The 11,541-nt window shown below is 56.4% G+C and carries 11 protein-coding genes; 5 read left to right on the forward strand and 6 right to left on the reverse strand.

The genetic code is table 11. The features are described from left to right. Positions 1 to 101: 101 nt before the first annotated feature. On the reverse strand, positions 102 to 1,568 hold the full coding sequence (locus AC5DB9_RS13715; RefSeq protein ID WP_028968500.1) for a glyceraldehyde-3-phosphate dehydrogenase: 1,467 nt from the start codon (positions 1,566 to 1,568) through the stop codon (positions 102 to 104). 201 nt (positions 1,569 to 1,769) lie between these two features. On the opposite strand from AC5DB9_RS13715, the gene mfd reads away from it, so the two are divergent. Both mfd and AC5DB9_RS13725 read left to right on the forward strand, forming a co-directional pair. After that, the gene (mfd, locus tag AC5DB9_RS13720) at positions 1,770 to 5,204 is read left to right on the forward strand and encodes a transcription-repair coupling factor (RefSeq protein WP_273009452.1); all 3,435 of its coding nucleotides are present in this window, start codon (positions 1,770 to 1,772) and stop codon (positions 5,202 to 5,204) included. 38 nt (positions 5,205 to 5,242) lie between these two features. Then, entirely contained in the window at positions 5,243 to 6,031 is a 789-nt protein-coding gene (locus tag AC5DB9_RS13725) for a CsiV family protein (RefSeq protein ID WP_272990186.1), read from the forward strand. Here AC5DB9_RS13725 and AC5DB9_RS13730 read toward each other — a convergent pair. Together AC5DB9_RS13730 and AC5DB9_RS13735 are read right to left on the reverse strand one after the other, a co-directional pair. Continuing rightward, positions 5,996 to 6,742 (reverse strand): S-methyl-5'-thioinosine phosphorylase, encoded by a 747-nt coding sequence (locus AC5DB9_RS13730; protein WP_022960099.1) that lies wholly within the window; start codon positions 6,740 to 6,742, stop codon positions 5,996 to 5,998. The genes AC5DB9_RS13725 and AC5DB9_RS13730 overlap by 36 nt on opposite strands. Beyond that, on the reverse strand, positions 6,735 to 7,784 hold the full coding sequence (locus AC5DB9_RS13735) for a mechanosensitive ion channel family protein (protein ID WP_084495622.1): 1,050 nt from the start codon (positions 7,782 to 7,784) through the stop codon (positions 6,735 to 6,737). The genes AC5DB9_RS13730 and AC5DB9_RS13735 overlap by 8 nt, the downstream gene beginning before the upstream one ends. Before the next feature lie 334 nt (positions 7,785 to 8,118). On the opposite strand from AC5DB9_RS13735, the gene AC5DB9_RS13740 reads away from it, so the two are divergent. From AC5DB9_RS13740 to AC5DB9_RS13750, 3 genes are all read left to right on the forward strand, one after another. Continuing rightward, the gene (locus AC5DB9_RS13740) at positions 8,119 to 8,439 is read left to right on the forward strand and encodes a DUF6763 family protein (RefSeq protein ID WP_022960097.1); all 321 of its coding nucleotides are present in this window, start codon (positions 8,119 to 8,121) and stop codon (positions 8,437 to 8,439) included. 149 nt (positions 8,440 to 8,588) lie between these two features. Next, entirely contained in the window at positions 8,589 to 9,191 is a 603-nt protein-coding gene (gene lexA / locus AC5DB9_RS13745; RefSeq protein ID WP_028968499.1) for a transcriptional repressor LexA, read from the forward strand. Between the two features lie 2 nt (positions 9,192 to 9,193). Further along, entirely contained in the window at positions 9,194 to 9,601 is a 408-nt protein-coding gene (locus AC5DB9_RS13750) for a hypothetical protein (protein WP_272990177.1), read from the forward strand. A gap of 28 nt (positions 9,602 to 9,629) precedes the next feature. Here the strand turns inward: AC5DB9_RS13750 and AC5DB9_RS13755 are convergent, their stop codons facing one another. The 3 genes from AC5DB9_RS13755 to AC5DB9_RS13765 all read right to left on the reverse strand — a co-directional run. Continuing rightward, entirely contained in the window at positions 9,630 to 9,896 is a 267-nt protein-coding gene (locus tag AC5DB9_RS13755) for a hypothetical protein (protein ID WP_022960095.1), read from the reverse strand. 78 nt (positions 9,897 to 9,974) lie between these two features. Then, positions 9,975 to 10,454: a hypothetical protein gene (locus AC5DB9_RS13760; protein ID WP_022960094.1), complete on the reverse strand. Its 480-nt coding sequence runs from the start codon at positions 10,452 to 10,454 to the stop codon at positions 9,975 to 9,977. A gap of 11 nt (positions 10,455 to 10,465) precedes the next feature. Next, on the reverse strand, positions 10,466 to 11,541 hold a 1,076-nt coding region (locus AC5DB9_RS13765; protein ID WP_491732066.1), incomplete at its 5' end, for a topoisomerase DNA-binding C4 zinc finger domain-containing protein.

An 11,541-nucleotide genomic window follows, 5' to 3' on the forward strand; every position in this document is an offset into this window, starting at 1 on the left:
TAGACTCCGGCTATCGGCTGTCACGGCGAAACTGGCCGATGCGGCCAGTCCTCTATGCAAAACGGCCAGCAACGCAATGCGAAACTGGCCGTTGGCGCGACTTATTCGGCGGGGTACACCGCGTACTTGACCCCGGCCATCTGCTCGAGGATCCGGTGTACCTGACAGCTGTAACCGAACTCGTTGTCGTACCAGCAGTAGAGGATGGCGTGAGTGCCATTAACAATAGTGGCTTCACTGTCAAACACGCAGGCGTGACGCGAGCCGACAAAATCACTGGAAACCACTTCCGGCGAGTTCGAGTAGTCAATTTGCTTGCGCAGCGGAGAATGCAGTGCCGCCTGACGCATATGCTCATTCAGCTCTTCAACCGTTGTTGCGGTTTTCAGATTGAGCGACAGAATGGCCAGCGAAACGTTGGGCGTCGGCACTCGGATCGCATTGCCGCTCAATTTGCCCAGCATTTGTGGCAACACTTTACCTACCGCTTTGGCCGCACCGGTTTCAGAGATAACCATGTTCAGCGGTGCACTGCGACCACGACGGTTGCCCTTGTGGTAGTTGTCGATCAGGTTCTGGTCATTGGTGTACGAGTGAACCGTCTCAACGTGACCACTCTCAATACCAAAACGGTCGTCCAGCACTTTCAGCGGCGGCGCGATGGCGTTAGTGGTACAGCTGGCGGCAGAAATAATGGTATCGCTGTCGAGAATCTGCTCATTATTGACGCCGGCAACGATATTTTTCATATCACCTTTGCCGGGCGCCGTCAGAATCACTTTAGAAATGCCGGGGCGAGACAGATGGATCGACAGACCTTCGCTGTCGCGCCATTTGCCGGTGTTATCAACCAGGATGGCATCGTTGATGCCGTATTGGGTGTAATCCACTTCCTCAGGGCTGTTGGCGTAGATCACCTTCACTTCCACACCGTTGGCCACAAAAGACTGGCGCTCTTCATCGACACGAATGGTGCCATTGAAAGGACCGTGAACCGAGTCGCGGCGCAGCAGCGAGGCGCGCTTGACCAGATCATTTTCAGCACCGCCCTGGCGTACAACCACCGCGCGCAGGCGCAGGTTGTCACCGCCGCCGGCTTTCTCGACCAGCAGGCGCGCCATCAAACGACCGATACGGCCAAAGCCATACAGCACCACATCGCGGGGTGGACGGGTCAGTTCCTTGTCACCACCGACCAGATCGGCAACCTGACTGCGGACAAATTCATCAACCGACTTCCCAGCCGGCTTGCCTTCGGCCTCGTAGGCAACCGCAATACGGCCAGCATCAATATGGGCCGTACCCAAGTCCAATGCAGCCAGCGCCTGAATCACCGGAAAGGTTTCAAACTCCGACAGTTCGTTTTGCTCGACCTGACGCACAAAGCGGTGCGCCTGCATGATATCCAGCACTGACAGATTGACCAGATTCTTTCCGTAGATGTAGGTTTTGACGTTGTTGTTGCGGTAGAGCTTACCGATCAGGGGAATCATCCCCTCGGCCAATGCTTCGCGCTCTTTCCAGTCGGCGAAGTAATCATCAGGACGCTCTCGTCTTCTCTCTGTCACGGCGGGTACCCTTTGCTGTCGGAGGGGGAAAATTGGAGCGCGTATTATCTTTATTCGAGGGGCGCTTATCAAGGCTCTGCAAGGCCAACTGCTACCAATGTCGAACGATTTACGCGCATTTTTGACGCCATCCTCGGGGTTACGAGGAAAAGCCTCTGCACGTTACAATGCCCGCCCTTCCCATCACCGACGACTGTACCTGTGATAGCACTGCCCGACTCTCTTCAGCTCAGCCCGCAACAAAGCCTCAACCTCGGCGGCATTCCGCCCGGCAGTCAGGCCCTGGTCGCCAGCCGCTTGGCGCAGCAGCTGGAGCAGCCCCTGCTGATGATCGCGTCGAGCACCGCCGAGGCATACCGCCTGGAGCAGGCGCTACAGTTTTACGCGGATGGTTTGGATATCAAGTTATTGCCTGACTGGGAAACCCTGCCCTACGACAATTTCTCTCCCCATGAAGACATTATCTCTGAGCGGCTGCGCTGCCTGACTGAGATCAGCTCGCTGCAGCAGGGCATTGTCATCGCCCCCATCACGTCTTTAATGCAGCGTATTGCCCCCACCGACTACGTCAACGGTCGCAGCCTCCAATTGACGCGAGGGCAGCAGCTCGACCTGGCGGATTTCCGACGGGACCTGGAAAAACGCGGCTATAACAACGTCAACACCGTCTATCAGCACGGCGAATACGCCCTTCGCGGCGCGGTGCTGGATATCTTCCCCATGGGCAGCCCACTGCCCTACCGCCTCGACCTGCTGGACGACGAGATCGACAGCCTGCGCAGCTTCGACCCCGAGAACCAACGCAGCCTGGAACAGGTAACGCGCATCGACCTGCTCCCCGGCCGCGAATTCCCGCTGGACGACGACGGTATTGCGGGGTTCCGGCGCCGCTGGCATGAGCGCTTCAATGTGGACCATCGAAAATGCCCGGTCTATCAGGACGTGAGCAGCGGCATTGCCCCCGCCGGGGTCGAATACTACTTGCCACTGTTCTTTGAGCAGTGCGGCAGCCTGTTTGACTACCTGCCCGAGAACATTGCCGTGTTGCGCGCCGACGGTATTGAAGCCGCCGCAGAGCACTACTGGCAAGATATTCACCACCGCTATGAGCAGCGCAGTGGCGACACCCAGCGTCCCGTGCTCAGCCCCGCCGAGCTATTCATTCCGGTACCGGAATTATTCGCCGCGCTAAAAACCTATCCACGACTGCGCCTGAGCCACGAGGCAAGCAGTCGTCCGGAGCTGAACCTGGCCAGCGAGACGCTGCCGCCACTGGATGTTGACGCGCGCGCCAGCGATCCGATACGCGCGCTCCGCGCCTATGCGGAAACCCATCGCATTTTGCTCTGCGCCGAATCTGCCGGCCGACGCGAAGCCCTGATCGACCTGCTCAAACGTAATCACCTTCATCCCGCCACGGTCGATTGCTGGCGGGACTTTGCCGACGGCACTCAAGCGCTGGCCATTACCACCGCCGCCCTTGAAGACAGCCTGGCATTCAGCCAGCCAACACCGTTTGCCGTGGTTGCCGAAGCTCAGCTCTTCGGCCGACGCGTCGCGCAGAGTCGCCGGCGACGCAAAACCACCGGCAATGCCGAAGCGGTGGTTAGAAATCTCGCCGAACTCCGCATCGGCGCCCCTGTTGTGCACGCCGATCACGGCGTGGGGCGATATCTGGGTTTGCAGCGTCTGGATGTGGACAATGAAAGCCATGAATTCCTGACCCTGGAATATGCTGACGGCGCCAAGCTCTATGTACCGGTATCAGCCCTGCAGTTGATCAGCCGCTACACCGGCGCCGACGACGAACTCGCGCCGCTCCACAAACTGGGCAGTGACCAGTGGAGTCGCAGCAAACGCAAAGCCGCAGAGAAAATTCGCGACGTGGCAGCAGAATTGCTGGACATCTACGCCCGGCGCGAGGCGCGCAAAGGCCGAGCCTTCGACATTGATAACGACTATCAGCAATTTGCCGACGCCTTCCCTTTCGAGGAAACGCCGGATCAACAAGCTGCTATCGACGCCGTTCTGAGAGACCTGCGCTCCGAACAACCCATGGACCGATTAGTCTGTGGCGACGTGGGCTTCGGCAAAACGGAAGTCGCGGTGCGCGCCGCCTTTATTGCGGTACAGAACAGCAGCCAGGTGGCAATTCTGGTTCCCACCACCCTGCTCGCTCAACAGCACTACGAATCCTTCCGAGACCGCTTTGCAGACTGGCCCTTCAAAATAGAAGTACTGTCGCGCTTCCGCACCGCGGCCGAGCAACAGGCCGTGATCAAGGATTTGCAGGCAGGCAAGATTGATATCCTGATCGGCACGCACAAGCTGTTGAGCAGCGACATTCGCTATGCCAACCTCGGATTGGTGATCATCGACGAAGAGCACCGCTTTGGCGTTCGCCAGAAAGAAGCATTGAAAAATCTTCGTGCCGAAGTCGATGTGCTGACCCTGACGGCCACCCCGATTCCCCGCACACTGAATATGTCCATGTCGGGCATTCGCGACCTTTCGATCATTGCCACGCCGCCCGCGCGGCGCCTGTCGGTAAAAACCTTTGTACGCGAACGCGATGAGGCACTGATCAAAGAGGCCATTCTCCGAGAGGTATTACGCGGCGGTCAGGTGTATTACCTGCACAATGAAGTCAAAACCATCGAGAAAACAGCCCGTGACCTGCAGGCGCTGCTGCCCGATCTGCGCATTGGCATCGGCCACGGCCAGATGCGCGAGCGCGAGCTTGAGCAGGTGATGAGCGACTTCTATCACAAGCGGCACAATGTGCTGCTGTGCTCGACGATTATCGAAACCGGTATCGACGTTCCGAATGCCAACACCATTATTATCGAGCGCGCTGACAAATTTGGCCTGGCGCAACTGCACCAGTTGCGGGGACGCGTCGGTCGCTCCCACCACCAAGCCTACGCCTATTTGCTGACGCCGCCACAGAAGCAACTGACCCGCGACGCCGAAAAACGCCTCACGGCAATCAGTGAAGCAGACGACCTTGGCGCAGGCTTCACACTGGCTACCCACGACATGGAAATTCGCGGCGCCGGGGAACTGCTGGGAGAAGGCCAGAGCGGACAGATTCACTCCATCGGTTTCAGCTTGTATATGGAAATGCTGGATCGCGCGGTGAAAGCCATTAAAGACGGGAAAACCGTCGACCTTGAGTCCAACCAGAGCGATCATACTGAAGTCAATCTGCGTATTCCGGCCCTCATTCCCGACGATTATCTGCCGGATGTCCAGGAGCGACTGATGCTGTACAAGCGCGTCGCCAGCGCCGACAGCCGCGACGAATTGCGGGAGCTGCAAGTAGAAATGATCGACCGGTTCGGGCTGTTGCCGGAGCCCTGTAAACACCTGTTCCGCTGTGCTGAATTACGGTTGCGCGCTATCGCCATAGGCCTGAGTAAAATCGAGGCATCCGGCGCGGGCGGTCGTATAGAGTTTGCCGACGACACAAAGGTTGAGCCCATCAACATTGTGCAACTGGTGCAGAAAAATGCTGCACGCTACCAGCTCGACGGCGCCAATGCGCTGCGCTTTAAAGAGCAGACGGAGGCCGCAGAACAGCGCATTGAGGCAGTGGAACGCTTGCTTGATCTGCTTGCACCCAGTACAACATAGGCCGAGCGCCTCTCGTGACAAGGAAAGAGATTCCCACTATGCATCGCCAACGCTTCTTCGCCCTCCTGTTCGCCACACTGCTCAGTGCGGGCGCGCTGGCTCAGCCCGACGGGCGCTATCAGATCGATCTGGTGGTTTATGCCAACACCGATCCTGCCGCACAACAGGCCGAGGTCTGGCCAGACAATCTTCACCTGCGCTACCCCCACGACTGGGTCCGGCTGAACAACCAAGGGGAAGCGAACCTCAGCCGTGTCGGCACCCACCACCCACAGTTTGCCAAGGCCCTGCGCTCTCTTAAGCTGTCATCGCGTTATCGCATACTGACCCAACTGAGCTGGATACAGGATTTAGAGCCCAGAAAACGCGCACCGGCGGTTCTTATTCAAGGGGGGGAGCGCTACGGCGAGCACTATGAGCTGGAAGGCTATGTTCGTATCGCACTGGAGCGCTATCTGTATGCCGAGCCACAACTCTGGCTTTCGCGCTTTGGCTACCAGCAGGGCAATTACTACTTGCCCAGACGGCCCAACCGCCATCAGCCGATTGACGAGGAAGTGGAGATCCCGCAGGAAGATACCCTCCCCCCGCAGGAGGCACTGGTGGAATTCCCTGGCACAGACATGAGTATTGAGGATAACGCGCCCAGCCAACCGGTTATTCCGGTAGGCGCCGAGCCGGTAGAACGGATCGTAGTGATGAGCGAAGAACGCCGCATGCGCAGCGATGAGCTTCACTATATCGATAACCCGCTGTTTGGCTTGCTGATCATGATCAGCAAGCCCCAAACCTCAACCGTGGCTGAGGATACACTGAGCCAGCAGTGATTTGACCTGCAGCATGCCGGTATCGATGACGGCCTGAATATCTTCCATCGTAATCAGGGTGTCGCTCAATCCGGCACCCGGATTGACCACCAGACACACCGAGGCATAATCCAGCCCGGCTTCCCTGGCCAGCGCAGCCTCAGGCATGGCTGTCATCCCCACCATATCATTGCCGTCTCGCGCCAAGCGTTGAATTTCCGCCGCCGTTTCCAGACGCGGTCCCTGTGTTACCGCATAGGTACCATAGGGCTCGACATCAATATCTGCCGTCTGGGCTGCGGCACACAATCGCAGGCGTAACTCTTCGCAATAGGGGTAACTAAAATCGATGTGTTGGACATTGCCATCCCGGCCATCGTAGAACGTGTGCTCGCGCCCCCAGGTGTAATCATTAATCTGCTCCGGCAAGGCAATTACCCCCGCAACAAAGCGCTCACTGATGCCACCCACTGCGTTCACTGCAATAATCTCACCCGCACCGGCGTCTTTCAGCGCTTGAATATTGGCCCGGTAGTTGATCGCGTGCGGCGGCAGCGAGTGCCCCACACCGTGACGGGGCAGAAACAGAAATTCCGCGCCCTTGTATCTCATCTGATGAATCGGCGCGCTCGGGGCACCGTAGGCAGTCTCCACCTCGCGGGTACCCAACAACTCCGCGCCGGGCCAATCGCACAAGCCCGTTCCACCGATCACCGCAATCGTTTTAGGCATTCTCAATGTCTCCTGCTTCGCTGCCATCGCGAGCAACACGCTCTATTTGTACCGGGTCCATTTTGATAGTACTGGTTGGGTAAGCCACATCGGCCCCCAGCTCATGAACAATCTCGAGAATGTTGAGCAGGATGTCCTGCTTAATTTCATGGTATTTCACCCACTGCGTCGTCTTTGTGAAGGTATACACAAAGAAATCGAGTGAAGACGCATTAAAGCTGTTGAAATTGACGATCAGTGTCTTGCGGGTATCAATTTCGGGATGGTTGGCCAGCATTTCCCGGACCTTGCTGATAATCGCCGGAATGTGCTTCGCATCGTCATAGCGCACACCGATAGTTTCATATATGCGGCGGTTTAACATGCGCGAGGGGTTTTCCACCGAAATCTGCGTGAAGGTGGCATTCGGCACATAAAGCGGACGCTGATCAAAGGTCCGTATGCGGGTTTGCCGCCAGCCGATATTTTCCACTGTCCCCTCAATATTCTTGTCGGGGGACCGAATCCAGTCTCCGACAGAAAACGGGCGATCGAGATACACCATCAACCCACCGAAGAAATTCGCCAGCAAATCCTTGGCGGCAAAGCCCACCGCGATCCCGCCGATACCCCCAAAGGCCAACACCCCGGAGATACTGTAGCCAAGGTTCTGCAGAATCATCAGCACTACGACGATAATCACCGCGCTGCGCACCAGCTTGCCGAGCGCCATGACGGTTGTCTGGTCGATGGGCTCATCGTCGTCGCCATATTCCCGCGACAGAATCCCTGTTTCTATCTCTCGAACCAGCTTGACCAAAAACCAGCCAAGAATCGCCATTACCGCTACCGCGCGGAAGGGCTGTAGCGCCGAAAAGATATCCGCATCCGTACTTTCGCCAATAATCTCCAGTACGTGACTGGCACCAACGACCCAAATCATCAGAATTAGTGGCTTGCGAGACGCCAGCAACAAGGCGTCGTCCCAGAGGTTGTGCGTTCTGGCAAATTTCTCCGCCAGCTTATTGAGCAGTCGTCCGACGAATAAGTTGGCCGTCAGCATGATCAAGACGACGATAAAGACTTCTGTGAGCCATGGGTAATTAGAAAACTCCACACCCTTTAGCCAGTCCTGAGACAGCACCGCAGTTCCTCCGCGCTAGACAGATTATTTGTTATGACCGCGTCCGTTATAGCTGGCTGCACTAAAAAAGCGCGGTCAAAATGGGAAAAGCAGTTTAACTTAGGTAGCCATCCCTCTGAAAGCGCTTGGATTTCGCCATGCATCCAATAATTCACTAAGGAGAAACCACGGTTATCGACGCGCAAATACCGACTGGACACCCCCAGGGGAAGTGATAGCTTGGTGCAAAAGTCGAAGAAAGGAGGCAAGCGTTATGGCGAGCATAGCTCCTCAAGTTGGCAGCTGGTACAAAGACCTTGAAACTGACCAGCAGTTTGAAGTCGTTGCGATCGACGACCGGGAACACACCATCGAAGTGCAAATGATTGATGGCGAGATTTGCGAATATGATCTGGAGAGTTGGCGACAGCTCGCCCTGCAGAGTATCGAAGAACCCGAGGACTGGCGTAATGCCTTTGAGCTCAGCGACGACGACTACCGCGACTGGGGCGACGGCTTAATACCGGAACAACTCTGCAACCCGTTACACGAAATAGAAACTGACGTCGTCAACGGCCTTTTTGACGACTACTGAAACCCTCTCCCCCCTCTGCCCGCCCACGGCTTTACTGGGGCGGGCCTCTTCACATCATACCCTCGCTTCAGAAAATACAGGGCAGCGCTTGCACTGGATAAAATACTGTATATACTCACAGTTACTGTATAGATAACCAGACCGCGATTATGGAAAAGCTAACTGCCAGACAAGCTCAGGTTCTCGAACTTATCAAAAGCCATATTGAAGACACAGGCTACCCTCCGACGCGGGCAGATATTGCCAAGGAGCTGGGGTTCCGATCGCCCAATGCGGCGGAAGAACATCTCAAGGCACTGGCGAGAAAAGGCGCCATTGAAATCATTCCCGGCGCTTCTCGTGGCATCCGTCTTCCGGAAGAACTCGGCATCCCCATTGTCGGTCAAGTGGCAGCAGGTAGCCCTATCCTCGCGGAGGAGCACATCGAAGATCACTGCGCCATCTCGCCAAATTTGTTTACCCCGGCTGCAGACTATTTCCTTCGTGTTCGCGGTGACAGCATGATCAATGCGGGCATCTTCGAGAACGACCTCCTCGCCGTTCACCGCACTCCCGTTGCCCATAACGGGCAGATTATTGTCGCGAGAATCGGTGACGAAGTTACCGTTAAGCGCCTGCAGAAAGAGAAAAGTAACCACCGCTTGCTGTTAATTGCGGAAAACCCGGACTACGCCCCCATTGAAGTTGACCTGCGTGAACAGGACTTTGCTATCGAAGGCCTGAGCGTAGGCGTATTGCGTCGAGGAAACTGAACATGGCTTTTGAACAACGCCCTCTTTTTGACCAGCAGCACCCGGCTGACAACGCGCACATTACGGAAATCACCCTTAGCAGCCAGGCGCAACTGTCGCGCACTCTGCTGTCCGCCATGCTGGGCCAGCTCTGCGGCAACACCGATCCGCGCTGGCTTTGCTGGGTTGCAGATCGGCCGGTCAAACCGCTACTTGACGCCAACAGCCCTGAACGGGGACAGCGCATCCTGCAAGTCGTTGTAAATGAAGGCAGTCTCTGCAATATCGCTGCTCGTGCCCTTGAGCGCGGAAAGAGCCACACCGTCGCGGTGTTACTGAAAGGCCCACTGGGAGCTGCCGAGCGACAACTGCTAACCCACGCTGCAAAGGCAGGCCAGGCCGAATGCCTGGTAATCCACTTACAGGATTAATTGAACGTATACAGAAAGGAAACCGTGCTCAATGCACGGTTTTAGATTGAGGCAACACGCCGTCAATGGCATCTTCATCATCATCGACATCATCTTCCACGTCATCGCTGATGATCTGCGCGGCTTCCAGCCCCGCCTGCACCATGACCCTGGCCAGCTCCAGGCAAGAGCCCGGAATCTGCTTGCGGGTCTCATCAGAAAAGCGAATGGTCACCAACGGCTGCTCATCGCCCTCAGAGCGCTGCAGCACAATATCGCCATTTGCCAATTCAACCAGTTCTAAATAAGACAGCACAGAATATCCCTTGAGTCGATCTTGCCCGAACAACGGGGTTGACCGGTAGTGTAACAAAGGCAGCCTATCTCCGGCCAATCAGTATTCCTGCAGTGTCGCCCGATGCCGGTTCACGGTATCACTCAGGAACTCCAGGGCCTCCCAGCTCCGTTGCAGCGAGTCATCCTCACCGCGAGAAGAAGCAATAAGTGCGCCGGAAGATGCCTGCACCGCAGAGGGCGCATTGATAAACGCGTACTCCAATACCCATTTGAGTCGCGCGTCATGGCTTTCCCTGTCAGCCAGTTCCGCTATCTCCGGCGGATGCTCACCTGATGAGAGGACGCGGGCCGAATAACGACCGATAGGAATCGCCTGCTGAAACCGGGGTTGCTGGAATAGCAAATCCGCTAAATGGCTCTCGTAAGCCAGCCGCAGTTGCCAGAGACAGGATTCAAGACAAGCCCGATGGAAATGCCCTCCCCACTCTTCCCGACTGCCCTCAGTCAGTTGGTTCAAATACTGTCGGGCAAGAAACAGATGGAGGTTGCATTGCCCTCGGTAGGTTTCTGACGACATGCTGTCCCGCCCTATTTGTCTGATGTCTTACGGCTGGTCTTTTTCGCTTTGACTCTCGCCACCCATTTCCCGCCTTCATAAAAGGCTGACCAACCGCTGGGTTTTCCCTCAACTTCTGACTGTACGTACTGCTCTTTCGTCTTACGGCTGTAGCGAATCACCGTATCGCGACCTTCGTCGTCCTCAGCAGGCGCCGAGAACAGGAAGTTGTATTTGGGGTCAATTTCCGCCTGATGAGGGAGGATTTCTTTTACCAGAGGCGCCCGGGTCTCCCGATTCTTGGGGAAACCGCTGGCGGCGAGGAACAGCCCTGACGCCCCATCGCGCAACACGTAGTGATCATCCACTTTTTCACAGCGCAATTCGGGCATGGACACAGGGTCCATTTTCGGCGGCGCGGCCTCCCCATTGCGCAGCAATTTGCGGGTATTCTTGCAGTTCTCATTGGTACAGCCAAAATACTTGCCGAAACGGCCGGTTTTCAGCTGCATATCGGCCCCGCATTTATCACACTCGATGACCGGACCGTCATAGCCCTTCACTTTGAAGGTGCCGCGCTCGACCTCGTAGCCACTGCAATCCGGGTTGTTGCCACAGATGTGCAGCTTGCGCTGCTCATCGATCAAATAGCTTTCCATCGCCGTGTTACAGATCTTGCAACGATGCATACTGCGTAGTACGCGGGATTCCGCCTCGTCGTCATCCGCATCGATGCGCACAAATTCCTCGCCAGGAACGAGATTGATGGTCTGTTTGCAACGCTCCTTTGGCGGCAGTGAATAGCCCGAGCAGCCCAGAAACACGCCGGTACTCGCCGTACGAATTTGCATATTGCGACCGCACTTCGGACAGGAGATATCTGTTTCGGTAGGCTGATTGCTGCGCATGCCACCGTCGTCATCTCCGGCCTTTTCCAGGCTTTCCGTGAACGCCGTGTAAAAGTCGTCCAGCAGCGCTTTCCAGTTACGATCACCGGAAGCGACGCTGTCCAGCGACTCTTCCATGCGTGCGGTAAAACTGTAATCGAGGAGGTTACTGAAACTTTCAACGAGACGGTCGGTGACGATATCGCCCATCTTCTCTGCAT

The organism is Spongiibacter sp. (assembly GCF_984394615.1).